General features: G+C 70.8%; 18 protein-coding genes. 8 read left to right on the top strand and 10 right to left on the bottom strand.

The window, feature by feature from the left end; translation table 11 throughout:
- The first annotated feature begins 5 nt into the window (after positions 1-5).
- On the top strand, positions 6-2012 hold the full coding sequence (locus tag ACPPVS_RS12425; protein WP_426592573.1) for a glycoside hydrolase family 31 protein: 2007 nt from the start codon (positions 6-8) through the stop codon (positions 2010-2012).
- A gap of 55 nt (positions 2013-2067) precedes the next feature.
- Positions 2068-4455, top strand: a complete 2388-nt coding sequence (locus tag ACPPVS_RS12420) for a family 78 glycoside hydrolase catalytic domain (protein ID WP_426592572.1) — start codon at positions 2068-2070, stop codon at positions 4453-4455.
- Here ACPPVS_RS12420 and ACPPVS_RS12415 read toward each other — a convergent pair.
- Positions 4434-5324 (bottom strand): helix-turn-helix domain-containing protein, encoded by an 891-nt coding sequence (locus tag ACPPVS_RS12415; RefSeq protein ID WP_426592571.1) that lies wholly within the window; start codon positions 5322-5324, stop codon positions 4434-4436. The two genes, ACPPVS_RS12420 and ACPPVS_RS12415, sit on opposite strands and share 22 nt — an antisense overlap.
- Before the next feature lie 262 nt (positions 5325-5586).
- Between ACPPVS_RS12415 and ACPPVS_RS12410 the strand changes: the two genes are divergently transcribed.
- From ACPPVS_RS12410 to ACPPVS_RS12395, 4 genes are all read left to right on the top strand, one after another.
- Positions 5587-8637, top strand: coding sequence for a carbohydrate-binding protein (locus ACPPVS_RS12410; protein ID WP_426592570.1), 3051 nt, complete (start codon positions 5587-5589; stop codon positions 8635-8637).
- A 124-nt stretch (positions 8638-8761) separates the two neighbouring features.
- Positions 8762-9175, top strand: coding sequence for a hypothetical protein (locus ACPPVS_RS12405; RefSeq protein ID WP_426592569.1), 414 nt, complete (start codon positions 8762-8764; stop codon positions 9173-9175).
- A gap of 37 nt (positions 9176-9212) precedes the next feature.
- A complete protein-coding gene (locus ACPPVS_RS12400; protein WP_426592568.1) occupies positions 9213-9881 on the top strand; it encodes a response regulator transcription factor in 669 nt (222 codons plus the stop codon).
- Positions 9878-11245 (top strand): sensor histidine kinase, encoded by a 1368-nt coding sequence (locus tag ACPPVS_RS12395; protein WP_426592567.1) that lies wholly within the window; start codon positions 9878-9880, stop codon positions 11243-11245. The genes ACPPVS_RS12400 and ACPPVS_RS12395 overlap by 4 nt, the downstream gene beginning before the upstream one ends.
- A gap of 46 nt (positions 11246-11291) precedes the next feature.
- On the opposite strand, the gene ACPPVS_RS12390 is transcribed toward ACPPVS_RS12395, so the two are convergent.
- The 4 genes from ACPPVS_RS12390 to ACPPVS_RS12375 all read right to left on the bottom strand — a co-directional run bounded on the left by ACPPVS_RS12390 (position 11292) and on the right by ACPPVS_RS12375 (position 14064).
- Positions 11292-11813 (bottom strand): hypothetical protein, encoded by a 522-nt coding sequence (locus tag ACPPVS_RS12390; protein ID WP_426592566.1) that lies wholly within the window; start codon positions 11811-11813, stop codon positions 11292-11294.
- Positions 11810-12376, bottom strand: coding sequence for an RNA polymerase sigma factor (locus ACPPVS_RS12385; RefSeq protein ID WP_426592565.1), 567 nt, complete (start codon positions 12374-12376; stop codon positions 11810-11812). Before ACPPVS_RS12385 ends, ACPPVS_RS12390 begins: the two co-directional genes overlap by 4 nt.
- 30 nt (positions 12377-12406) lie before the next feature.
- Entirely contained in the window at positions 12407-12952 is a 546-nt protein-coding gene (locus ACPPVS_RS12380; protein WP_426592564.1) for a hypothetical protein, read from the bottom strand.
- A gap of 110 nt (positions 12953-13062) precedes the next feature.
- On the bottom strand, positions 13063-14064 hold the full coding sequence (locus tag ACPPVS_RS12375) for a LacI family DNA-binding transcriptional regulator (RefSeq protein WP_426592563.1): 1002 nt from the start codon (positions 14062-14064) through the stop codon (positions 13063-13065).
- Between the two features lie 221 nt (positions 14065-14285).
- Between ACPPVS_RS12375 and manD the strand changes: the two genes are divergently transcribed.
- Entirely contained in the window at positions 14286-15533 is a 1248-nt protein-coding gene (gene manD, locus ACPPVS_RS12370) for a D-mannonate dehydratase ManD (protein WP_426595966.1), read from the top strand.
- Positions 15523-17502 carry an alpha-glucuronidase gene (locus ACPPVS_RS12365; protein ID WP_426592562.1) on the top strand — a complete coding sequence of 660 codons (1980 nt, stop codon included), beginning with the start codon at positions 15523-15525 and terminating at the stop codon, positions 17500-17502. Before manD ends, ACPPVS_RS12365 begins: the two co-directional genes overlap by 11 nt.
- An 80-nt stretch (positions 17503-17582) precedes the next feature.
- On the opposite strand, the gene ACPPVS_RS12360 is transcribed toward ACPPVS_RS12365, so the two are convergent.
- The 5 genes from ACPPVS_RS12360 to ACPPVS_RS12340 all read right to left on the bottom strand — a co-directional run bounded on the left by ACPPVS_RS12360 (position 17583) and on the right by ACPPVS_RS12340 (position 24671).
- Entirely contained in the window at positions 17583-18278 is a 696-nt protein-coding gene (locus ACPPVS_RS12360) for a DUF624 domain-containing protein (RefSeq protein WP_426592561.1), read from the bottom strand.
- Entirely contained in the window at positions 18275-19846 is a 1572-nt protein-coding gene (locus ACPPVS_RS12355) for a GH39 family glycosyl hydrolase (protein ID WP_426592560.1), read from the bottom strand. The genes ACPPVS_RS12360 and ACPPVS_RS12355 overlap by 4 nt, the downstream gene beginning before the upstream one ends.
- A 44-nt stretch (positions 19847-19890) precedes the next feature.
- Positions 19891-21903 (bottom strand): beta-galactosidase, encoded by a 2013-nt coding sequence (locus tag ACPPVS_RS12350; RefSeq protein ID WP_426592559.1) that lies wholly within the window; start codon positions 21901-21903, stop codon positions 19891-19893.
- Between the two features lie 109 nt (positions 21904-22012).
- On the bottom strand, positions 22013-23695 hold the full coding sequence (locus ACPPVS_RS12345; protein ID WP_426592558.1) for an extracellular solute-binding protein: 1683 nt from the start codon (positions 23693-23695) through the stop codon (positions 22013-22015).
- Between the two features lie 88 nt (positions 23696-23783).
- Positions 23784-24671, bottom strand: a complete 888-nt coding sequence (locus ACPPVS_RS12340) for a carbohydrate ABC transporter permease (RefSeq protein WP_426595965.1) — start codon at positions 24669-24671, stop codon at positions 23784-23786.
- Positions 24672-24676 lie beyond the last annotated feature (5 nt).

The raw sequence follows: 24676 nt of genomic DNA, 5'->3' as shown, positions 1-24676 counted from the left end.
TCAGCATGACCGACGGATGCCTGGTCTGGCGCGGCGGCGGCGAGACGCTCGTCGTCGAGCCGTGGGGGCACGACAGCGCCCGCGTCCGCTCAGCCATGGGCCAGATCTCCGACACCGACTGGGCCCTGCTGCCCGCGGCGGACCGCGGCGAGGCCTCGTTCGAGGTCGACGGGGACACGGCGACGATGACCAACGGCAGGCTGCGCGTGGTCGCGACCGCCCACGAGGGCCTGGACTGGCAGACGGGCGCGCCGGCCCTCGACTGCCGGCTGTCGTTCCACGACTCGGACGGCCGCCTTCTGTTCGCGGAAGAGGATTCCGGTGGTGCCCTGAAGCGGAGGGCGCGCACGTACGTGCCCCTGCCCGGGGGCGCCCACCGAGCGACACTGTCGTTGCGAACGCCCGAGGACGAGCATCTCGCGGGTATGGGCCAGTACCAGCAGGACCTCCTGGACATCAAGGGTGCGACGTTCGAGCTGGCACACCGCAACTCCCAGGCCAGCGTCCCGTTCGTGGTCTCCAGTGCGGGCTACGGCTTCCTCTGGCACAACCCGGCCATCGGCTCCGCCACCTTCGCCACCAACGGGACCCGGTGGACTGCGGAGGCCACCCGCCAGATCGACTACTGGGTGACTGCCGGCTCGAGTCCCGCGGCGATCGCGAGGCGGTACGCGGAGGCGACCGGGCACGTGCCGATGATGCCCGAGCACGGCCTGGGCTTCTGGCAGAGCAAGCTGCGCTACAGCAACCAGGAGGAGCTTCTCGAGGTCGCCCGTGAGCACAAGAGGCGAGGTCTCCCGCTCGACGTCATCGTGGCGGACTTCTTCCACTGGCCGCACATGGGCGACTTCCGGTTCGAGGAGGAGTTCTGGCCGGACCCTGCCGCCATGGTCAGCGAGCTGGAGTCCCTCGGGGTGGAGCTCATGGTGTCGGTGTGGCCGCAGATCTCGCTGGATTCCGAGAACTTCGCGGAGATGCAGCGGCGGAACCTGCTGGTCCGTGCACAGCGGGGGATCGACGTCCAGATGTGGTTCGGCGGGCCGAGCCGGTTCATCGACACGACGAACCCCGAGGCCCGAGCCTTCCTGTGGGACCGGTGCCGGGACGGCTACGCCAGGCACGGGATCAGCACGTTCTGGCTCGACGAGGCCGAACCGGAGTTCGGCGTCTACGAGTGGGATGCGTACACCTACCACGCCGGACCTGCGGTCGAGGTCGCGAACATCTATCCCCAGGGCTTCTCCCGGGCCTTCCATGACGGGCTCACCGCGGAGGGCGAGACCCAGATCGTCAACCTCGTCCGGTGCGCCTGGGCCGGTTCGCAGCGGTACGGCGCGCTGGTCTGGTCCGGTGACATCCACTCGGACTTCCCGACGATGCGCCGTCAGCTGGTCGCCGGCTTGCACATGGGCGTGGCCGGCATCCCGTGGTTCACCACCGACATCGGCGGGTTCGGGGGCGGTCGAACGGACGACCCTCAGTTCCACGAGCTGCTCGTTCGTTGGTTCCAGTTCGCCACCTTCCTGCCGGTCATGCGACTGCACGGCGACCGGCAGCCCGCCCGGGACGTCACCGCCGCGGACGGATCGCTCCGCAACCCGACGGGTGCTGGGAACGAGCTCTGGTCCTTCGGGGAGGCCGTCTACGGCGTCCTTGCTCGCTTCGTCAGGCTCCGCGAGCTGTTGCGTGACTACACGCGCGAGCTCATGGCTGCGGCCCATACCGACGGACAGCCGGTCATGCGCGCCCTCTTCCACGAGTTCCCGGACGATTCGCAGGCGTGGTCGGTCGCGGACCAGTACCTGTACGGACCGTCGCTCCTCGTCGCGCCGGTCATGGAGGCCGGGGCCATGACGCGATCGGTGTACCTGCCGGCGGGAGCGTCGTGGACGTCGCTGCAGACCGGTGAGACGCACGACGGCGGTACCTGGCTCGACGTCGTGACACCGCTCGAGACGATCCCGGTCTTCGCACGGGACGGGGCGCTCGGCGAGCTGATCGGCAACGTGTAGCGCCGACGAGTGTCGCCCCGGGGGTCTTTCGGCCCGAGTGCCTAGCATGACGCCCATGCTCGAAGCGGAGTCGCGGTCCAACCCGCCGTCCCCCATGTCCGACGTGGCATCGGAACGCCTGGCGGACGCGTCGTGGATCACCCACCCGGCCTGGGATGCGCACGTCCGGGTGGCCCGCGCGACCGCGCTCGACGGCGCCGCCGCCGATCTCGGGCCGGCGTCGATCCCGTCGCCTCCGGCCGGGATCCCTGTGCTCCACCTCGACGTCCCCGTACCCGACGACGCGCAGGAGGTCGCGCTCGACGTGACCGCGTGGGGCACCTACCGCGTGCTGGTCGACGGCCTCGACGCCGATGAGGCCGTGCTCGAACCGGGCTACAGCGACGACCACGTACGGGTCGCGGTTCGTTCCCTCGACCTCAGCAGCCTGGTGACCGCGGGACGGCTCGCGCTCTCCGTCGAGGTCGGGACGGGTGTGGCGTGGCTGACGACCGCGCCGGGCCGGTACGAGAAGCTCCGGCGCCACGCGCACCCTCCGGCACTGCGGGCCTGTGTCCGGGTGACCGGCCGGGACGGCACCGTGACCGCCTATCCCACGAGCGACGCGTGGTCTGCGACCTTGTCCGCCACGACGCAGACGCACTGGCACGGTGGGGAGACGCATGACGCGCGTCGGATCGGCGATCGTCCCGTCGCGGCCGTCGAGGTGCTCGCCGCGGCGGACGGACCCCGAGTATGGACACGGCACGGCGCACCGGTCACGGTGGCCGAACGCCGGGGGGTAGCGCTCGCGGCCGTCGTCGTGGACTCGAGCGGTCTCCCGGCCGCGGTGCTCGACGCCGGCGTGAACCTTGCCGGGCGCTACGTGCTCGACCTGCCCGCGACCTTCGCCGGGCAGCAGATCACCGTGCGCCCCGCCGAGCTCGTGGCTGAGGACGGCACGGTCGACCAGTCGACGACCGGAGCACCGATCTTCGACCGCGTCGTCGCCGACGGCGGCCCGCTGCGATGGCGCCCTCGGCACGTCTACCACGGCTTCCGGTACCTGCAGATCGAAGGTCTGGACCGCGCACAGCTCGATGTCGTCGCGGGATCGACGCAGGTGGAGGTCCTCCGTGCCAGGGTCGATGCGGTGGGCACGTTCACCTGCGACGATCCCGTCCTCGACCAGCTGCACACGATGATCGACCGAGCGGTGCAGTCGAACATGTACTCGGTGCTGACCGACTGCCCTCACCGGGAGAAGCTCGGCTGGCTCGAACAGCTCGACCTCTGCTTCGACACCCTGACGCGAGGCTACGACGTCGCGGGAATCCTGCGCGATGCGCTGGTCCACGTGCGCGACGCCCAGGAGCCCAGCGGCCTGGTGCCGAGCATCGCGCCCGAGCTGGTGCGGTTCGACCGGTACGGAGTCGACGGCGACCCGACGGCGTTCCGCGACGATCCGTGGTGGGGCGGGGTGCTGGCGGTCGTGCCGTGGAAGCTCTACGAGCTGACGGGCGACGCCTCGGAGGCGCGTGAGTCGTGGGAGGCGATCGGTCGCTTCGTCGAGTACCTGGAGTTCCGGACCGACGGCGACGGGCTCCTCGACCATGGCCTCGGTGACTGGATCGAGGTCGGCGCGGCGACACCACGAGCCCTGGTCGCGTCCTACGGATACCTGCGGGTGCTCGAGTTCGCTGCGGCCGTCGCCGGCATCGTCGGGTCGCCCGACGGCGACGCCCTGGCCGCGCGCGCTGAGCGGGTCCGAGGTGCTGTGCGGTTGCGGTTCCTGGACCCGTCGACGGGCTCGTGGGGCAACGGCTCCCAGGGCAGCTGGGCGATCGCGATCGCGTCGGGCGCCGCCGGCCCGGTGGGATCGCCCGGTCGCGCAGCCGCGCTCGCGGGGCTCCTGGCGGCGCTCGAGCGCACGGGATGGTCGATCACCTTCGGCGAGATCGCTCTGCCGGCCCTGCTCGACTCACTGGTCGAGGTCGGGCGCAGCGACCTCGTGGCGCGGCTCGTCCGGGGCACCGAGGGCCCCGGCTACGGGCATCAGATCGCCTCCGGTGCCACCGCCCTGACCGAGTCCTGGCAAGGTCCGGGGGCCGACGCAGGCGTCGGGTCCCAGAACCACTTCATGCTCGGCCGGATCGACTCCTGGCTCACGGGTCACGTCGCCGGCCTGCGGCAGCGGCCTGGGTGCGTCGGATGGACCGATGTGGTCGTCGATCCGGCGGCGGTCCCCGGCGTGACCAGCGCGAGCACGACGTTCCGCTCGCCGGCCGGGCCGTGGGCGGTCTCCTGGGACGCCGCCGAGCTGACTGTCGACGTGCCCGACGGGGGGCGGGCGCTGGTCGTCCTCGACGAGGACGACGTGCGTGAGCTCCCTGCGGGGCGCTGGACCATGCCGTCCCCGGACCGGCTCACACGGGTCTGGAGCTACTGGGCGCGTGATCGGTAGGCGGACGGTGAGAGCCCGTGGGTCCGCGTGAACTGTCGCGAGAAGTAGAGCGGATCGTCGTAGCCGGTGGACTGCGCGACGGCAGACACGGCGAGGTCGGTGCTGTCGAGGAGCTCCCGGGCCCGGGCCATCCTCAAGTCGCTCTGGTAGCGCAGCGGGGGGACGCCCACCTGCTGTCGGAACAGAGCGCCGAGCTGGGAGGCGCTGAGGCCGACCATGGCCGCGAGCGACTCGACGGACGTGCGGTGCGGGGTCGTCGCTCGCAGGTGCTCGAGGACGAGCTCCACCGGGCTGAGCGACGGCCCACGAGGTCGCCGACCGGTGGCGATGATCTGCGTGATCGCGTTCCAGGCCGCACCCGCCGCGCGAATCTGGCCCGCGACGGTCGAGGCATCCAGAGCATCGATGACCTGCGAGAGCAGGCTCGCGACCGGTGCCGGATCGCGCAGGTGCGTGACCGGTCCGCCGGCCGACGCATGGGTGGCGCGTACGAGCTCCGCGGCGTCGGTGCCGACGACGTGCATCCACCACAGCGTCCACGGATCCTCGTCCGAGGCGGAGTACTCGTGTGCCACCCGGGCGGGCAGCAGGACCGCGTCGCCCTGACGAACGTGGAACAGCCCGTCGGGTGTCCGGCACGTGCCCGTTCCGCCCGTGCAGACCAGCAGGATGTGCTGATCGGCCCCGCGCGCACGTGCCCTCCCGTGGCGCGACGCGTGCGGGAAGAAGCCCGCATCCGTCACCATCAGGTGGCTCGTGATCGGTCTGGCCAAGGCCGCACGCACGGTCGGCCCGGGCACGACGAACATGCGCTGCCCGGCGAAGCCCTCGCGAAGAGATGTCGGCGTCACGGCGACCGGTTCGTCCATGAGGTGCATGGAATCCCGGGTCGACGTACTAGGTCAAGTCGACCCATGGACGAGGCGCGTCGGCCCGAGGCGAAGATTTCGTCCATTCGCTGAGTCGCCCGACCGCCCTCGAGGCCGTCATCGTTGCCGCGCGAGGCCACTGTCGCGTCTCCAACGAATCGTCCATGTTTGGCGTGGATCCGCCCATGTCTGCCGACGCTCCCGGCCGCTTTCATGGAGGGCATCCCTCCAGGCCACTACGACGACGTAGAGAGACAGCCTCGTGACCAAGACACACAACCGCAGGACGCCGCGGGCGGCGGCAGCGCTCGTCGTAGCGCTCGTGACGGCGTTGCTCGTCCCACTCCTGGGCATCGCGCCCGCCACCGCCGCGACCGCGTCCGTGCAGGTCGACGACGACGCCGTCACCACGGTCAGGGGTACACCGAACCTCACCTACTACGAGTGCCCGGCAGGCTCGAAGTGGGACCACTACGGCACCGTCAGCTGGGCCCCGGAGGGCTGCTGGTTCGAGATCGCGTTCACAGGGCAGACGGCCCAGCTGTACGGGCGGACGCGTTCGGGTCACGGCTCCGGGAAGATCTTCGTCGACGGCACCCAGGTCGGCACGATCAACTACGGAGCATCCACGAACTCCACCACCCGACTGCTGTTCACCAAGGACGGCTTGGCGGACGCGCCCCACGTCCTGCGGCTCGAGGTCGTCGGCAGTGGCGTCGACCATGCCTACGCGATGTTCACGACGTCCTCCGCGGAAGACGCGCTCACCTGGCAGTACAACGACGTCAAGGATCGCGCGGCGTCGTCCTACACCTCGGGGAGCTGGGCGCCCTTCGCCGACGCGTTGGGCACCGCACGTGCGATGGTCGACGGCAGCACCGGCACCCCAGCCGAACGCGAAGCCGCCCGCGCAGAGCTGAAGAACGTGTCGGACGCACTGGTCGAGGTAGCCGGACTGCGTGAGCTCGTCAGCACCTACCAGACCCGCGACCAGACCCAGTACACCGCTGGGACCTGGACGCCGTTCGCCCAGGCGCTGGGTGCAGCCGCGGACGTTCTCGCCGACGACAACGCCACGAAGATCGACGTCGCCTCGGCGAAGACGGGTCTGATGTCGGCCGCCGGCACACTCGCGACGACGTCGCAGGGCAGCTTCGCGCCGGTGAAGAACGACGCGTTCTGGCGCGACACCGACGGCAACCTGATCTACTCCCAGGGAGGCGGCATCTTCCGGTTCGGCGACACCTACTACTGGTACGGCGTCCACTACCGCGGTGCCGAGACGTACGCAGCGAACCCGGCAGGCCGCAACAGCGACACCACGTTCGTGTCCATCCCCGTGTATGCGTCCAAGGACCTGGCGAGCTGGACGTACGAGGGCGACGTCGCGACCGCGAGCACGCCCGTGCACCTGCCCGCCTCCGCCGGTGTCGGATTCTCACAGATGACCACCCTGGCCGACACGGACTGGATGGGTCGTCTCGGAGTCACCTACAACGAGAACACCGGCAAGTTCGTGCTGCTGATCCAGATGAACGAGTCGAAGTTCGCCGACTCCGCCGGCCAGGGGGGTGTGATGTTCCTTCAGGGTGACTCCCCGACCGCGAAGTTCGGGGTCGCCAACATCCAGCGACAGGTCACCAACTCGCCGACCCCGGCGACCGGTGACCAGACGACCTTCACCGACGACGACGGCCGGGACTACCTGGTGTTCTCCAACTCCAACGGACGCGCGAACGCGTTCGTGTCCGAGCTGGCCCCGGCGGACAACCTGTCGATCCTCCCGGCCGTGCAGATCGGTCGCAACGCCGCCGGTCGTGAGGGCAACGCCATGTTCAAGCTGGATGACTCCTACTACATGGCCGCGTCCGACCTGCACGGGTGGAACGCGTCCGTCAGCCACGTCATCAAGTCCCAGACCTCCGACATCCAGGGTGCCTACGGCCCGGAGTTCGACCTGTCGGGAACGGCCGACGACTACAGCCACGTCACCCAGACGGGGTTCTTCGTGACGGTCCATGGCACCCAGCAGGATCTGGTTCTCTTCGCCGGCGACCGCTGGTCCGACTTCGCAGGCAACGGGGTCGGGTACAACCAGTGGATGCCGATCACCAAGACCGGGGACGACCTGCAGCTGCACTCGGTGAGCGACTGGCAGATCAACGCCACGACCGGTGAGTGGAAGGTCGGCGACGGCAACAACTACCTTCTGAATCCCAACGTCGAGGCCGACCGGGTGGCCGTCTCGAACGTGCAGGGGTGGACCTACGCAGGCACGACGTCGGCGATCGCGAACCAGGCGGACAACGCCGGCCGGGTGGGCAACTTCCATCTGGCGTTCACCAGCGCGGCGGACTTCTCGGCGGCCGCATCGCAGGACGTCGCGGTTCCCGACGGGCTCTACACGGTGACGGCTCAGGTCCGCAACGGCATCACCAGCACGACCGCGGCGGCGTCCCTCTACGCGACCGCGGGTGGCGCGACCTCGAGCCTTGACCTGTCGGACCTGGGCGGGAGCTGGGGTCAGGTCACGTTGCCGAACGTGCGTGTCACCGGTGGGCAGGTGCAGGTCGGCATCAGCACCGCCGGCGTGCCGGGTGGGCAGTGGCTGGACGTCGACGACCTCACCCTGGTCGTCCAACCGGCCAACGACCCATCGCTCGCCTCACTGACTGTCGCCGGAAACCCCGTCGACCTGGGGTCCGACGTCCTCACGGCCGCCGTCCCCGACGGAACCGTCCTCAGCACCGACGTGGTGCAGGTGGCGACGACCGACCCGCGGGCAGTCGCGCAGGTCTCGACGCAGGATGCGACGGTCGTGGTCGTGGTCACCTCGCCGCTCGGCAGCACGCGCACCTACCGCGTCGCCGTCCAACCCGGAGCGTGGGACTCGTCCACGGTCTACAACACCGGCTCGCTGGTCAGCAGCGGTGGCGCCGTGTACTCGGCCCTGTGGTGGACGTCGGGAGAGGTACCCGGACGATCGAGCACGGGCGCATGGCAGGAGATCGCGTCGACGGCCGACGGCACCGCGCTCTGGACGGCGTCCCGGGTCTTCGAGGCCGGAGAGGTCGCAGCCTTCCAGGGCGTCACATACACGGCGCAGTGGTGGACGCGGAACCAGCAACCAGGCGACCCGAACGGGCCCTGGAAGCAGGTGCTGAACCCGAACGCACCCGGGCCGTGGTCTGGGAGCACCGTCTACACGGCCGGCGACAGGGTCACGTACGACGGCGCGACGTATGAGGCGCAGTGGTGGACCTCCGCTCAGGCGCCCGGCGCGCCATGGGGGCCGTGGAAGCTCGTGAGCTGACAGGACGCGATCGGCGCTCGAACTCTTGAGCGCACCTTGAGGTGAGCCAGAGCCCGGGCTGAGGTCGGCACGGTGGAATCGTCGAGAGCGCGGGACCTGCCCGCACCAGGACGTGGGAGCCGACATGTTCGTCTCGACGAAGAAGATGGCGGCCGTCGCGGCGGCCGCGGTGGCGATCGGCCTGTCGGTCGCCGCGGGTGCCGCAGCCTCCGACGGCCACCCGGACCAGGCCGCCGCCGCCTCGAAGTCGGCGGAGGCGCGTCCCGACCGCGCCGACCGGCCGACGAAGGACGACGGTCCCGCCGAGAGCGACGGTGCAGACCTGTTGACCCAGCCCGCGGCGGTGAGCGCGCTGGCCGCGGCGCTGGGCGTCTCGCAGGATGCGGCTCGGGCCGCGCTGGTCGAGCTCGTCGCACAGTCGGAGGCGGGCGGCGGTCTCACCCCGAGCAGCGCCGCGTTCGGTGCCGTCGCCGAGGGGCTCGGGGTGAGCCCCGCCGAGCTGGTCGCGGGCATCGACGCGATGAAGTCCGTCGGGTGATCCGTCGTCCGGGGGTGCGTGCCGCAGAATCGACCTCGTGCTGATCCTGGTGGCCGAGGACGACCCCGATGTCGCGGCGTCGCTCCAGCACGCGCTGGCTCGTGACGGGCACCGCGTGCTGGCGGCGCCCGACGGTCCGTCAGCGATCGCCCTGATGGTGGAGCACCCGGATCTCCTGGTGCTCGACGTCCTGATGCCTGGGATGGACGGGCTGGACGTCTGCCGGCGCGTGCGGGCGGGTGGCGACCAGACGCCGATCCTCATGCTCACCGCACGCGACCTGGTGGAGGACCGTGTGGCCGGCCTGGACGCCGGGGCCGACGACTACCTGGTCAAGCCCTTCGCGCTCGACGAGCTGCGCGCGCGGGTCCGGGCGTTGCTGAGGCGTCGCGGCGGCGGGGGAGAGGTCCTCGCGCTGGGCGATCTGAGCCTGGACCTGGGATCGGCGACCGTGAGCCGTGGCGGCCGTGCCGTGGCGCTGACCCGCACGGAGTACGCCCTGCTCGAGCTCTTCCTGCGGAGGCCGGGCCGCGTCCTGTCGGCGGATCAGATCATCGAGAACGTGTGGGGGTACGACGCCTACACCGGTCGCCAGACACTGTGGGTCCACCTCAGCAGCCTGCGCGGCAAGCTCGAGTCCGCGGGGGAACCGCGCGTGCTGCACACCGTGCGAGGGCTGGGCTACGTGCTGCGCGAGGCGTCGTGAACCTCCGGACCCGGCTCGGCATGCTGTCCGGGGCCGCTGCAGCCGTCAGTGCGCTGGTCGTGTCGGGCGCGCTGCTGGTCGCCGACGCGAGAGCGGTCGTCCCGCGGGCCGACACGCACCTCGTCGCTGCCGCCGCGCAGGCCGACCAGCTGGCGCGATCGATCAAGAACCGGCCCGACGCCGATGCGCAGCCCGAGGTGCTGGACGAACCGCTGACCATCGGGGACGTGACGTTGCAGCTGATCTCGACGCCGGGCGCGGTCGGCGACGCGACGATCGCCGGGCCACTGACCGGAGCCGACGTGGACGTCGCGCGTCGCCAGCAGCCGTCGGCACCGTCGTGGCGCACCGTGGACGGCGAGCGGTATCGCGTCTACCTGTCGCCGTTCGGTTCCTCGAGCGGACTCGTGGTGGCCGTCTGGCCGCGGGCGACCGGCTCCGCCGCGCAGCGCGAGCTCGCGTTGCGTCTGTTCGCCTTCGTCCTGGTCACCGCGTTGATCGCCGGTCTGCTCGGGCGCCTGATCGCGGGCCGCGCGTTGGCTCCCGTCGCGCGACTGACGCGCACCGCGGAGCGCATCACCAGCACTGGCGACCTCGCACGCCGGATCGAGGTCACCGAGCCGGACGAGGTCGGCCGGCTCACGACGACGATCAACTCGATGCTCGCGAGCCTCGAGCAGTCCGTCAGCGCGCAACGTCAGCTCGTCGCCGACGCGTCGCACGAGCTGCGGACCCCGTTGACGAGCCTGCGCATCAACCTCGACCTGCTCGCCGAGGCGCCCGCACTGAGCGACCCGAACGCCCCTCATCTCGTGGCGCACGCCCGCCGGCAGGTCGACCAGCTCACAGAGCTCGTCGCCGATCTCGTCGCGCTCGCTCGCTACGGCCAGTCGGCTGCACCCCGACACCCCGTACGTCTGGACGACATCGCCCTCGCGGTCGCCGCCCGCCACGCCGACCGCCCCGACACGCGGCCGATCGAGCTCGACGTGCAGGCGGCCGTGGTCGACGGCGACGAGGAGGCGTTGCACCGTGCGGTGTCGAACCTCGTGGACAACGCGATCGCGTGGAGCCCGCCGGACGCCGTCGTCACCGTCCGCGTCCGCGACGGACGCGTCGACGTCATCGACCGGGGGCCGGGCATCGACGCCGGCGACGTGCCGCACGTGTTCGAACGGTTCTACCGCTCGCCGGCCGCGCGCTCGAAGCCGGGGTCCGGACTCGGGCTCGCCATCGTTCACCAGGTGGCGACGCAGCACGGGGGGAGCGTCGAGGTCGCGTCCTCCCCGGCCGGGTCCACGCTGACCATGCGCATCCCCCCGGTCCGCCCGGCGCCGGACGGGGACGAGACCCCGGGGGCCTGATTCACCAGCGTGGAGGGATCCATGCGGACGCGGCGCCCTGCGCGCGTCAGCACGTCCCGCCCGACCAGGTCACCGCCACCGGCGAACCGACGTCCGCGGGACCCGAGCCGCTCGTGACGATGTCGAGCGTCGCGCCTGTGCCGATCGGGCCGGCTCCGAGGGTGAACCGAAGCCCGCCGTCGACCTTCACGAGCGCGATGTCGCAGGCGGCGGTGCCGTCGCCCGAGGTCGCCCGCGACTGGCCCCCGTCCTGCGCGAAGCTGGGCACGTAGGTGACGTCGGCGCGCACTCCCTTGACCGCGAGTGCCTGTTCCAGTCCATGGGCATCCGCCAGGTCGTGCACGGTGACGACGACGTCACCGTTGGCCTGCGACTCGACGGCGTACGCGGGGCTCGGTCCGAAGACGGAGGCCCCGACGATGCCGACGACCGCGGCGGCGGCACCCGCGGCGGCGAGCCCACCCCAGGCAAGGCGGGCGACCGTCTGGCGACGGCGATCGGGCCGGTGCGCGGCCACGTGCTGTCGCAGCTCGGTGAGCAGGGACTGCTCGAAGGTGTCGAGACTCATGAGAGGACCTCCAGGGTGCGTGGTCTGAGCTGTGACTGGACCCGGGCGCGACTGCGGTGGAGCCGGACCCGTGCGGTGCCCGGCGCCACTCCGAGCACCGCGGCGGCTTCGACGACCGAGAGTCCGTCGAGCGCGATCAGCTCCATGAGGGCCCGGTCGCGTGGGGGGAGGGACGCCAGCGCGTCGTAGAGCTCACGGGCCTCGCGCTCGGCGTCGATCCGTTCCTCGATGCGGGACAGCGAGTCAGGGTCGAGCAGCCGCCGGCCCGAGATGCGGCGCAGGACGGCACGGTCCCGTGACTGGTGGCGGAACTCGGTCGAGAGGACGTGGCGGGCGACGCCCACGAGCCAGGCGGCAGGCGCGCCGCGATCGGGGCGGTAGGAGGAGGCGGAGTCGACCGCCGCAAGGAAGACCTCGGCGGTCAGGTCCGCCGCGAGGTGCGGATCAGCGACCCTGCGTGCGACGAACCGCTGCACCGTCTCCAGGTGCTCGCGGTAGAACACCTCGAAGGCGTCGGGGTGGGTCGCGATCGAACCGACGTCTGGATGCGCGGGAGTGGTCATGACTCTTCTTGGTCGCCCGGGGCTTCGACGTTACATCCGGCCCGCCGGCGGGCCCGCCCACTCCTCCGGTCGCAGGTACCGCCACGACGAGACCACGAGCACCACCGTCGACGCCACCACGGCCGTGGCGACCGGCCCCAGCCACGGCACCGGGATGAGGAAGAACACGTCGGTGTCCGCCAGGCTCGCCGGCCATCCCGTCAGCACCCGCAGGAAGAGGTAGTAGGTGAGGTCCCAGACGGCGAACGCGACGAAGAACGCAGCCACACCGTGCCAGAAGCGGCGCCCCGCCAGCACCGCGACCCCGGCGAGCATGAGGATCGTCGCGACCTCTCGCGCCGTCTCTGCACGGGCCAGGTCCGACCGGATGAGCAACGTGTGGACCGGATCGACGAACCTGATCACCACCAGGTCCAGGTAGACCCGTCGCACGGGCGCGTCGTAGACGAGCTGCGAGCCCAACGCGAGGCGGAGGTAGTGGACCACCGCGGCCTCGACGTAGCCGAACCCGGTCGCGAAGGCGACCACGGCGCCGTAGCGCAGCCAGCGAACCCGCGACGTGCTCGTCGTCCCCATCCGCGCATCGTGCCCTGCCGTGCGTGGCGGGGGAACCTGACGCACGAGAGGCGCGACGTCACGACGTCACCTGCGTGCGGTCGACGCGTCCTGTCCGCGGGACGCGGGCATCAGTGCGGTGCGGGGCCCGACGAGTCGCGGACGACGAGGTGGGTCGGCAGCTCGACGGGTGCGCCCGTACGAGGGTTCACCGGGTCGAGTGCGGCGAGCAGCAGGTCCGCCGCGTGGTGGCCGGCCTTCTCCATCGGCGCGACGACCGTCGTCAGGGCAGGCCGTACGAGATCGGCCCCGAACACGTCGTCGCACCCGACGACGCTCAGCTGACCGGGAACGTCGACGCCGCGGGATGCGAGCCGTTCGAGGATGCCGAAGGCGAGCAGGTCGTTGAACGCGAGGACGCCCGTGGCGCCCGACGCGATCGTGGCGTCCGCCGCCGCGGCGCCGGCCTCACGCTGCGGGGCGTAGGGCCCGAGCCCGACGACCTCGACGCCGAGCCGCGCGGAGGCGGCGGCGAGCGCCGAGCGGCGGTGCCCGTCCGACCACGAGGTGCGGGGACCGCCGGCGTAGGCGATGCGACGGTGCCCGAGCGACGCGAGGTGCTCCAGGCCCTGCACGGCACCGCCGGGCGTGTCGATCGTGACGCTGGGCGCGTCGATGTCGGGCGAGCTCCGGTTGATCGTGACCAGGAGGATCTCGCGCGACCACTGGGCGAGGCTCTCGTCGTCGAGGCGGGAGGCGGCGAGGATCATGCCGTCGACCGATCGGCGCAGCGAGCGCAGCGCGCGCTCCTCGGCCTCCACCGACTCCTCGGTGTCGACCAGGACGTGCACGTACCCGCCCTCCCGCAGCCGCGCCTGCGTCCCGCGGACGATGCCGAAGAAGAACGGGTTCGCGATGTCCGGGACGACGAGCGCGACGGTCCCGGTGCGGCCCGACGACAGCGCGCGGCCGGCGGCGCTCACGGAATATCCGAGGTGCCGTGCCGCGGCGAGCACCCGGTCGGCGGTGACCGGGCTGACCCTGCCGGGCTTGGTGAGCGCACGGGATGCCGTGGAGATCGCGACGCCGCTGAGCTCCGCGACGTCGCGAAGCGTCGGGGCGCGCTCGGCCATGACCACTCCTGCCACATCGACCTGCTGGACGGCCTCATCCTGCACGTCGGGGGCATGTTTTGGCAACTCTTGGCAATCGATTGCCTGATCCCGCCCGAGCGTCTAGCCTCGGTGGCACGACACCGCGGCGAGGATGCCGCACGCAAGGGAGTGAACCGCACGTGAGCGAGACCAGAACCAGGCCCCATCCCGACCTGACCGGAGCGTCCGTCGCCGGGGGCCTGACGGCCGCAGCCGGTACGGCTGTCGTCCGCGCCGAGGTGCTCGTCACGAGCCCCGACCGCAACTTCGTCACGTTGCGCCTGACGACTGCCGACGGGGTCGTCGGCCTCGGTGACGCCACGCTCAACGGGCGCGAGCTCGCCGTCGCGAGCTACCTGCAGGACCATGTCGTCCCGCTGCTGCTCGGCCGCGACGCACACCGCATCGAGGACACCTGGCAGTTCCTGTACCGCTCGGCGTACTGGCGCCGCGGCCCGGTGACCATGGCCGCGATCGCGGCGGTCGACGTCGCGTTGTGGGACATCAAGGCGAGGCTCGCCGGGATGCCTCTCTATCAGCTGCTCGGCGGGGCGAGCCGCAACGGGATCATGGCCTACGGCCACGCGAGCGGTCGCGACCTGCCCGAGCTGTTCGACTCCATCCGCCACCACCTGGAGCTCGGCTTCCGCTCGATCCGCGTGCAGACCGCGATCCCCGGGATCGAGAAGGTCTACGGCATCGCCGCCCAGGGGACGAGCACGGGCGACCGGTACGACTACGAGCCTGCCCAGCGTGTCGCGCTGCCGCCCGAGGAGGACTGGGACACCCGCGCGTACCTGCGGCACGTCCCGACCGTCTTCGAGGCGGTCCGCAACGAGTTCGGCCCCGAGCTCCCGCTGCTGCACGACGGGCACCACCGCATGACACCGATCCAGGCCGCCCGGCTCGGCAAGGACCTCGAGCCGTACGACCTGTTCTGGCTCGAGGACTGCACCCCCGCCGAGAACCAGGAGGCGCTGCGCCTCGTCCGGCACCACACGACGACGCCTCTGGCGATCGGCGAGGTCTTCAACACCGTCTGGGACTACCAGACGCTGATCCGCGAGCAGCTCATCGACTACGTGCGCTCGGCGGTGACGCACACGGGCGGGATCACGGCGCTGCGCAAGATCCTCGACTTCGCCGCCCAGTACCAGGTGAAGTCCGGCATCCACGGTCCGACCGACATCTCCCCGGTCGGCATGGCCGCCGCGCTGCACCTCGACCTGGCGATCCACAACTTCGGCATCCAGGAGTACATGCAGCACGGGCCGCTGACCAACGAGGTGTTCCGGCAGAGCTTCACGTTCACCGACGGCTACCTGCATCCGGGTGACGAGCCGGGCCTGGGCGTCTCCTACGACGACGCCGCCGCGCAGCGATACCCGTACCAGCAGGCCTACCTGCCGTTCAACCGGCTCAAGGACGGCACCGTCCATGACTGGTGACGCTCACCCGATGTGGCTGCCCGACGCAGCGTTCCGCGCCGTCGGGTCGCGCCGCGTGCTCCTCGCCGCAAGCACCGAGGACGTCGTCGTCGACACCGTTCGCGACGAGGTGCGACGCGCGACCACCCGGTGGGGCGGCCGGTTCGACGAGGGCGCGACGTCCGCCGGGCACGATCTCCTGCTGACGGTCGACGTGGGGCTCGAGGAAGGCGAGTACGTCGTCGATCGCGCCGACGGCGCCACGCGGGTCGCCGCGGGCTCCTCGGCCGCGCTGCTGCACGGCCTGCACCACGTCGTGCGTGGCGGCGAGGACGCTTTCGACGGCCCGGACGGCGTCGAGCGGCAGCGGCCGGCTCAGCGCATCCGCATGCTCGACCACTGGGACAACGTCGACGTGCACGACGTGATGGGCCAGGTCGAGCGCGGGTACTCGGGCGGCTCGATCTTCTACGACGCCGGATGCCTGCGCGACGACCTGTCGCGCGCCCAGGAGTACGCCCGGCTGCTCGGCTCGGTCGGGATCAACGCGGTCGGCCTCAACAACGTCAACGTGCACCGCACCGAGGCGCGCCTGCTCATGGACCGCCTGCCGGACGTGGTCCGCCTCGCCGAGGTGTTCCGCCCGCACGGCATCCGGGTCTACCTGTCGGTGAGCTTCGCGGCGCCGATGACGCTCGGCGGTCTGCCGTCGTCCGACCCCCTCGACCCCACTGTCCAGGCGTGGTGGTCGGCCCGCGCGGCGGATGTCTACCGGGCCGTCCCGGACTTCGGCGGCTTCGTCGTCAAGGCCGACTCGGAGGGCCAGCCGGGCCCGTTCGCGTACGGGCGTGACCACGCCGACGGCGCGAACATGCTCGCCCGTGCGCTGGCTCCGTTCGGCGGGACGGTGTTCTGGCGCGCGTTCGTCTACAACCACACGCAGGACTGGCGCGACCGCTCGACGGACCGCGCACGAGCCGCGCACGAGCACTTCGCACCGCTCGACGGCAGGTTCGACGCCAACGTGGTCGTGCAGGTCAAGTACGGCCCGATGGACTTCCAGACGCGTGAGCCGGTCTCGCCCGTGATCGCCGCGATGGGCCGGACCCGGCTGGCGCTCGAGCTCCAGGTGACCCAGGAGTACACCGGCCAGCAGCAGCACGCGGTGTGGCTCGGCCCGCAGTGGGCGCAGATCCTCTCGTTCCGGCTGCTGGGGCCGGGCGGCCCGACGGTCGCCGAGATCGCGGGGGGACTGGTCGCCGTGTCGAACGTCGGCTCCGACGAGTTCTGGACGGGGCATCCGCTGGCCCAGGCCAACCTCTACACGTTCGCGCGCCTCGCGTGGGCCCCGGACGCCGACGTGGCGGCGATCCTCGACGAGTGGATCGGCCTCACGTTCTCGGGCCCGGACGGTAGCCCGGTCGATCCTGTCGTCCGCGACTCGCTGCACGCGATCCTCGACGACTCGTGGCGCACCTACGAGCAGTACACGGCGCCGCTGGGCGTCGGCTTCATGGTCCGGCCGGGTCACCACTACGGGCCCGACGTCAACGGCTACGAGTACACGCCGTGGGGGACGTACCACTTCGCGGACCGCGACGGCGTGGGCGTCGACCGCACGCGCGCGACGGGCACGGGCTACACGGGCCAGTACCCGGGGCCGTGGTCGGACCTGTACGAGTCGCTGGACACCGTGCCCGACGAGCTCCTGCTGTTCTTCCACCACGTGCCGTACGGGCACGTGCTGCACGACGGCACGACGGTGATCCAGCACATCTACGACACGCACTTCGCCGGTGCCGCGCGCACCGAGGACTTCGCGAAGGCCTGGACCTCGGTCGAGGGGCGCGTCCCCGAGGCGCTCTACGCGCGCGTCGCCGACCGGCTGGCCGAACAGGTCCGCTGCGCGCACGAGTGGCGCGACCAGGTCAACACCTACTTCCGGCGCTCGTCTGGTGTGCCGGACGGTCGCGGGCGCCGGATCTTCTGACGCTCGCACAGCTGACGTGGTACCCGCCGCCGCGGGAACCCCACATGGGGGCGGCGGGTGCTACGTCGGTGCACGCCGGATCAGTTCGTCGTGAACCGGTCGGTCGCGTCGGCGATCACGGGCTGCGCGTTCCGGACCAGCAGCAGCACGAGCAGGGATGCCAGCAGGACCACGAGCCAGTCGCTGGTCAGCACGGCCAGGCCCCCGGCGACGACGAGCAGCGCGAGCACCCCGAGCCCCGCGACCGGCTTCGCTGCGAGGTAGTACGCCGCCAGACGCGCGACGTCGCGGGTGCGGAACGCGAACACGGCGGACAGCACGAGCGCGTTGCCGGCCCACGTCAGCAGCGCGACACCGAGGACGAGCGCGGCCGTCGCGAACACCCCTCCGGCGTGCACGGCGTTCACCGAAAGGATCGCGAGCACGACGAGCGTCGGCACCCACCACCGCAGCACGTCGAGCCAGTTGAGCCGGTAGCCGCGCAGGAAGTGGCGCGCGGGCGTCAGGTCACGACCGGGTCGACCCTGCGCGAGGAAGTCGCGCCACGCGAACACGGCGGCCGCGAGCGACGGGCCGACCGGCAGCAGGCACAGCATGACGAGAGGCACGTTCGAGGCGGAGCCGCCCAGGAACAGCAGTCCGACGAGTCCCGGCAGCGACGTGAGCACGACGAGGGCCTCGATCACGAGCACCCAGTACACGGTTGCCGACCACCGCGACAGCGGCCCGGGACCGACCTCCGAGTACCGCTCCTCGTCGCGGGTCACGGCACTCATCGTCCCTCCGTACCGCGCACGAGTCGCGCGGCGCGGCCTGCGCCGGGAGCCTCGGCGACGAGCCGGTCGTCGTCGGCGCCGAGCAGCCGCCGGTCGTCGAGGCCGTCGTGCACCGTCGACCTCACAGGCCGCACCTCGACGAACGTGACCTCGTGGCGGGCGAGCGTGAGGTCGAGGTCGACGCGGCCGTCGACGACGGGCAGCGCGGCGTGCGAGACGGCGGGCCGCGCGAGGTCGCGCAGCAGGTCGAGCTCGCGCTCGGTGGGCGACATCGGGCGGCCGAGCTCGCGCCAGGCGGCGAACGCGTTGCCGTCCTGGTCGTTGACGCGCTCCCGCGTCACGAACGCCGTCCCCTGACCGGCCACCGGCAGCGAGAGCCGGACCTCGTGGCTCGACGCGGCCGCATCGCCCTGCGTGCCGCCGACCGGCTGCCACGCGAGCACCGTCACCCGGCCGTCGTCGTCCGCGCAGACCAGGTGGTCCTCCCCGCGCGCGAGCACCTGCGCACCCATGCGGGCCATGAACGCGTAGAGGTGGAACGTCGGCTTGGGCACCTGCCGGTGCGTCAGCAGGCCGAAGCCGCCGTGGAACAGCGACGTCGGGACGTCCTGCTCCTCGAAGACGTCGCAGAACGTCCAGTAGGAGAAGGAGTCGACGAGGTCGCCGCCGCCCGCGAGCACGGGTGCGAGGTAGGCCGCGTTGTAGGCGGTGTCGTGGATCGGGTTGTCCGGGCGGTAGCTCGTGTTGAACTCCGTGATGTGCACCGGCAGTCCCGCCAGACCCGTGCCCGCGAGCTCGCGCCGCGGCGCGTCGAACTGGTCGAGCAGAGCCTGCGGGGTCAGGAGCGTCTGGTACACCCCGAACGGGATGTGCTGCGCGGGACCCGTCGAGTAGGCGTGCCGGCTGACGAAGTCGATCGGGACGTCCCGGCTCGCGACGAACTCCGCGAACGGAGCGAACCACTCGTCGGCACCGGGGGAGATCGCCGGACCGCCCACCTGCAGCGACGCGTCGACGTCCTTGACCGCACGCGCCGTCTCCTCGTACAGCCGGAAGTACTCGGCCTGGTCGGCGCCCTGCCAGAAGTCGACGAGGTTCGGTTCGTTCCACACCTCGACCGGCCAGGACGCCACCTCGGCGAGCCCGTACCGCTCGATCGAGTGCCGCAGGAACGCCTGCACGAGGTCGGTCCACTCGCGGTAGTCGCGCGGCGGCGTGACGTTGCCCTTCCACCAGAAGACGGTCTGGTCGCCGGACGCCAGCGCGCTCGGCATGAAGCCGAGCTCGACGAACGGCTTGATCCCCAGGCCGAGGAACGCGTCGTGCACCTGGTCGACGTAGGAGAAGGCGTACCGCGTGACACCCTGCGACTCGCGGAGCACGCCCATGTCGTCGCTGAGCAGGCCGTGCCCGCGGATGTGCCGGAACCCGATCGCGCGCTGCGTCAGCGCGAGGGAGTCGCGGTAGTCCGAGCGCAGCGCGAGGTTCAGGCGGCCGGTGCCCACACAGGCGCGCCACGCCTCGGGCAGCGGACCGATCGGCTGGGCGGGGACGACGACGCGGCTCATGTTTCTCCAGACGTGGGGACGGACGGTCGGGCGGGTCGGACGGCTCAGGGGCGCAGCACGAGCACCTGGGCGGGCGCCAGGGTGAGCAGATCGCCGCGGCGCACGACGAGCCCGGTGAGTGCGTCCGTGCCCGCGACCTGCGAGCTCACCGTGGCAGGGGTCGTGCCGTGGTTCAGCACGAACTGGATCCGCTCGCCGGTCGGGCTCACACGCTCGGTGATCTCGAGGCCCTCGACGTCGGCATGGGGGCCGAGCAGCCCGTGCTGCTCGAGCACCGAGGTCATGATGCTCGCCACGGCGGCGTCGTCGAGCGAGGTGGCGACGTACCAGGCATCGCCCGAGCCGCGCACGGCTCGCGTGACGGCCGCGGTCCCCGCGTAGAAGTCGGCGGTGTACCGCCCGACCACGGACGCGTCGTCGGGCACGAGCACCTCGAAGACGTGGCGCCCGTCGTGCAGGGTCGTCCGGCCGTCGAGCACGAGCTCGACGGGGTTCGCGACCTCGGGTGGCTGCGCGTCGGTCTCCTCGACCCGCAGCCCGAGCAGGCCGTCGAGCACGCCGTGGCCGAGGAACGCGTTGTCGTCCTCGTCGACCCGCCCGGACAGGAAGCTCGTGACGAGCGAGCCGCCGCGGCGCACGAACGCGTCGAGCCGAGCAGCGAGGTCGCCCTTGACCATGTGGAGCGCGGGTGCGATCACGACGTCGTACGCGTCGAGACGCGTGGTCACCGGGACGACGTCGACGGGCGCGTTCGCCGCCCACACCGCCCGGTAGTACGTGCTGAGCACGTCGACGTAGCGCACGTTGCGGTTCGGCCCGTCGGACAGCTCGAGCGCCCACCAGGAGTCCCAGTCGAGCAGCAGCGCCACACGCGCGGGTGTGCGCGCACCGATCGTCGCGTCGCCGAGCCGGGCCAGGTCCGCGCCGAGGGAGGCGACCTCCCGGAAGGCGCGCGTGTCGGTGCGACCCGAGTGGTCCAGCACGGCGCCGTGGTACTTCTCGCAGGCGCCGCGCGACTGGCGCATCTGGAAGTAGAGCGTCGCGTCCGCGCCGTGGGCGACGGACTGCCACGTCCGCAGGGCGAGGACACCCGGGCGCTGGACGGGGTTCACGTCGCGGCTCGCGGTCACGGACGGCGTCTGCTCCATCACCCAGAACGGCTCGCCGGCGCGCAGGCCGCGCATCGCGTCGTGGGTGAGCGCCATGCGGGCGGCCGTGCGGAGCGGGGTGTCGTGCGGCGGGTAGTTGTCCCACGAGACCAGGTCGAGGTGCTGCGCCCAGCGGTGGTAGTCGACGGGCTGGTAGAGGCCCATGAAGTTCGTGGTGACGGGCGTGTCTGCGACGTGCTCCCGGATGGCCGCCTTCTCCGCCACGAACCCACCGAGCAGCGCGTCCGACATGAAACGACGGTAGTCGAGCGTGATGCCCTGGAACGCGGTGTGGTCCGGCCCGCGCCAGTGCTCGGACAGCGCGGTGGGCGGCACGATCTGGTCGAACGACGTGAAGACGTGCGACCAGAACAGCGTGGTCCAGGCGTCGTTCAGCCGCTCGAGCGTGGTGTACCGGGCGCGCAGCCACTCCCGGAATGCCTCCGCGCACGCGTCGCAGTAGCAGGCGCCCCCGTACTCGTTGCCCACGTGCCACGCCACGATCGCCGGGTTGTCGCTGTACCGGGCGGCCAGCCTGCCGGCCAGCTCGACCGAGAGCCGGCGGAAGTCGGGCGACGACGGGCAGTGGTTGTGCCGCTGGCCGTAGAGGTGCCGGCGACCCTCGAAGTCGACCCGGCACGCGCCGGGGTAGCCCTGGGCCAGCCAGGGCGGCATCGCCCCGGACGGCGTCGCCATCACGATCCGGCGGCCCTCCGCGGTCGCCCGCCCGACGATGGCGTCGAGCAGCGCGAAGTCGTACGTGCCCTCCGCCGGCTGCAGGTGTGCCCAGGCGAAGACGCCGAGCGTCAGCGTCGTCACGCCCGCCTCGTCGAACGCCGCGTAGTCGGCGTCCCAGATCTCGCGCGGCCACTGCTCAGGGTTGTAGTCGCCGCCGTAGTGGATCGTCATGCTTCTTCTCGCATCGTGTCGTCCGGTCGTTGGTGCAGTCGAGCCGGTGTGGCCGGCCCCGCGCCCGGGGGGACGCGGGGCCGGCCGTTGGTGCGCCGAGGTCAGGACCTCACTTCGCGCCGGTCAGGGTGTCGTTGAACGTCTGGACGTACTGGTCGACGTTCAGACCCTTGAGCTCGGTCATCCAGCTGCCCCACTCCGACATCGGGCGCTTGCCCGAGATGAAGGCCGCGGTGTTCTGCGTGACCGAGTCGTTCAGCGCCGTCTGCCAGAGCGTGATCTGCTCCTGCTGGTCGGCCGACAAGGGCGCGGCCGGCGGGAGCGGGAGCTCCTTCTTCGAGGACATCGCCTGGACGAACGCGTTCGACTCGTCCGAGTTCATGCCCTTGATGACGTCGTCCGCCGAACCGTTCGCCAGCATGAAGACGCCGTTGCTGAAGCCGAAGTCGGCGTTGAGCTTCTTCGTGCCGGTCGGGTTGACACCGTTCCAGTCGACGTCGGCCGCGAGGGTGCGGGTGCCGCTGGCGTCCTTGTCGAACGTCGTGCCCGCGACGCCCCACTTGGCGAACTCGAGGCCCTCGTCGGAGAAGTACAGCCAGTCGGCGAACTGCAGCGTCGCGAGGAAGTTCGGCTGCGACGCCGCCTTCGCCGAGATCATGAAGCCGGACGCGACGCGACCGCCCGCGGCGACGTTGTCACCGCCGGGACCCGACGGCACACGGATGAGGTGCACCGTGGCGTCGGTGTTCCCGGCCTGCGTGAACGCCGTGCGGTAGGAGGTGACCTCCTGGGTGTTGCCGGCGATCGACAGCGACTGGCCCGTGCCGAACTTCTGCTTGGCCTGGTCGTCGGACTGGGTCACCGACTCCGGGTCCAGCAGACCCTTCGAGACGAGGTCGGCGAAGTACTGGACGAGCTGCTTGTAGCCCGGGGTCGTCGGCGCGTACTCGAACTTCTTGCCGGCCGTGTCGTACCAGAGGCCGTTGCCGAAGCCCCAGCCGGCGACCGTGTTGAAGTTCGGGGCCGCCGTCTGCAGCGTCGCGCCGAGCGGGACGTTGTTCTGCGTCGACCAGCGGTCCGACATCGGCCAGACGCCCGGGTTCTTGTCCTTGAGGATCTGCAGGTCCTTCTCCAGGTCCGCATACGACTTCGGGTCGGTGGTGATGCCCGACTTCGCCCACACGTCCTGACGGATCGCGATCGAGTACTGCGGCTGAGGCGACTGGTAGAGGCCCGGCAGCATGTAGTACTTGCCGTCGCTCTGCTTGAGGTTGTCGATGTAGTCCGTCAGGCCCCAGTCCTTGACCTTCTGCTCGAAGTTCGGCATGTACTGCACGTAGTCGCTGATGGGCAGCAGCGCGCCTCCCGACACGAACTGCGTCTCCTGGCCGGGGTACGTCACCGGGATGAGCTCCGGTGCGTCGCCCGCGGAGATGATGAGCGACTTCTTGGCGTCCCAGTCGGACAGCGGGGCGCTGGTGATGTCGAACGAGATGTTCTGGTTGGACGTCAGCTGCTGGAAGATCAGCCAGTCCTTCTTGAGCGGGTAGTTGGGGTGGTCGCGGTACAGGAGGCTGACCGTCGTCGGCGTGGTCGCCTTGAACGTCTCGCCGGCCTTGAAGTCCTTCATCGCGCCGACCTGCTGCGCGTCGGGGATGGTGACGCCCGTGCCGGTCGACGACGGGCTGCTGCTGGCGGCCCCGTCGTCACCGGACGAGCACGCGGCGGTCAGTGTCAGCGCCAGGACGGCGACTGTCGCGACCGCCCCCACCCGCTTCTTGTTCGAACTCATGATTCTCCTTCCGAAAGGGGACAACGTCGTCTTGCTCTGGATGGGAAAAGGGCATGCGGAATGCACCGGAGTGCTCCCCGGACCGCCGTTATTGCTTGACCGCGCCGAGCATCACGCCCGACACGAAGTACCTCTGGATGAACGGATAGAGGCAGACGATGGGCAGGATCGTGAGCAGCATCGTCACGGCCTGCACGTTGGCGGCGACCTGCGTGATGGCGTCGCCGGCGCCCTCGACCTGGGATGCGCCGGCGATGAGGTTGCGCAGGTAGACCGTCACCGGGTAGCGCTGGGGGTCGTCCATGTAGAGGTACGCGGTGAACCAGGAGTTCCAGAACGCGACCGCGTAGAAGAGCACCATCGTGGCGATGACGGCCTTCGACAGCGGCAGGACGATGCGGAAGAACATCCCGTACGTGCTCACGCCGTCGATCGACGCCGCCTCCTCGAGCTCCGAGGGGAGGTTCTCGAAGAACGACTTCATGACCAGCAGGTTGAACACGCTGATCGCGTTCGGGATCACGATCGCCCAGATCGAGTTCCGCATGTGCAGGTGGCTGATCAGGACGTAGTTCGGGATCAGGCCACCGTTGAAGAACATCGTCAGCACCGCGATGCCGACGAAGAACGTGCGCCCCTTGAGCCGTGGCTTGGACAGCGCGTACGCGTACGTCGTCGTCAGCGTCAGTGCGATGAGCGTGGCGACCGTCGTGTACACCACCGTGTTGCGGTAGTTCAGCCAGAACATCGGGTCGCCCAGCACGACGTGGAACGTCGTGAGGTTGAAGCCGCGCGGGACGACGTTCACCTGGCCGGTGGTGATGTAGCCCTCGCTGCTGAACGCCTGGGCGACGATGTTGACGAACGGGTAGATCACGACCGCGCTGAGCAGGATCAACAGGACGGCGTTGACCACCAGGAACACCCGACGGCTTCGGCCGTCGCGCAGACCGCGCGGCTTGGTCGTCGCCGGCAGCCGGG

Source organism: Cellulomonas sp. McL0617, assembly GCF_049994875.1.
GTDB lineage: Bacteria > Actinomycetota > Actinomycetes > Actinomycetales > Cellulomonadaceae > Cellulomonas.
This window is presented reverse-complemented; position numbering and strand designations above follow the sequence as displayed.

What these genes read in the sequence shown, in the direction of transcription:
- ACPPVS_RS12345 (WP_426592558.1), bottom strand. Translation starts at nt 23,695, where the DNA reads ATGAGTTCGAACAAGAAGCGGGTGGGGGCGGTCGCGACAGTCGCCGTC.
- ACPPVS_RS12355 (WP_426592560.1), bottom strand. Translation starts at nt 19,846, where the DNA reads ATGAGCCGCGTCGTCGTCCCCGCCCAGCCGATCGGTCCGCTGCCCGAG.
- ACPPVS_RS12375 (WP_426592563.1), bottom strand. Translation starts at nt 14,064, where the DNA reads ATGGCCGAGCGCGCCCCGACGCTTCGCGACGTCGCGGAGCTCAGCGGC.
- ACPPVS_RS12425 (WP_426592573.1), top strand. Translation starts at nt 6, where the DNA reads ATGACCGACGGATGCCTGGTCTGGCGCGGCGGCGGCGAGACGCTCGTC.
- ACPPVS_RS12380 (WP_426592564.1), bottom strand. Translation starts at nt 12,952, where the DNA reads ATGGGGACGACGAGCACGTCGCGGGTTCGCTGGCTGCGCTACGGCGCC.
- ACPPVS_RS12420 (WP_426592572.1), top strand. Translation starts at nt 2,068, where the DNA reads ATGCTCGAAGCGGAGTCGCGGTCCAACCCGCCGTCCCCCATGTCCGAC.
- ACPPVS_RS12390 (WP_426592566.1), bottom strand. Translation starts at nt 11,813, where the DNA reads ATGAGTCTCGACACCTTCGAGCAGTCCCTGCTCACCGAGCTGCGACAG.
- ACPPVS_RS12415 (WP_426592571.1), bottom strand. Translation starts at nt 5,324, where the DNA reads ATGGACGAACCGGTCGCCGTGACGCCGACATCTCTTCGCGAGGGCTTC.
- ACPPVS_RS12350 (WP_426592559.1), bottom strand. Translation starts at nt 21,903, where the DNA reads ATGACGATCCACTACGGCGGCGACTACAACCCTGAGCAGTGGCCGCGC.
- ACPPVS_RS12365 (WP_426592562.1), top strand. Translation starts at nt 15,523, where the DNA reads ATGACTGGTGACGCTCACCCGATGTGGCTGCCCGACGCAGCGTTCCGC.
- ACPPVS_RS12405 (WP_426592569.1), top strand. Translation starts at nt 8,762, where the DNA reads ATGTTCGTCTCGACGAAGAAGATGGCGGCCGTCGCGGCGGCCGCGGTG.
- ACPPVS_RS12385 (WP_426592565.1), bottom strand. Translation starts at nt 12,376, where the DNA reads ATGACCACTCCCGCGCATCCAGACGTCGGTTCGATCGCGACCCACCCC.
- ACPPVS_RS12360 (WP_426592561.1), bottom strand. Translation starts at nt 18,278, where the DNA reads ATGAGTGCCGTGACCCGCGACGAGGAGCGGTACTCGGAGGTCGGTCCC.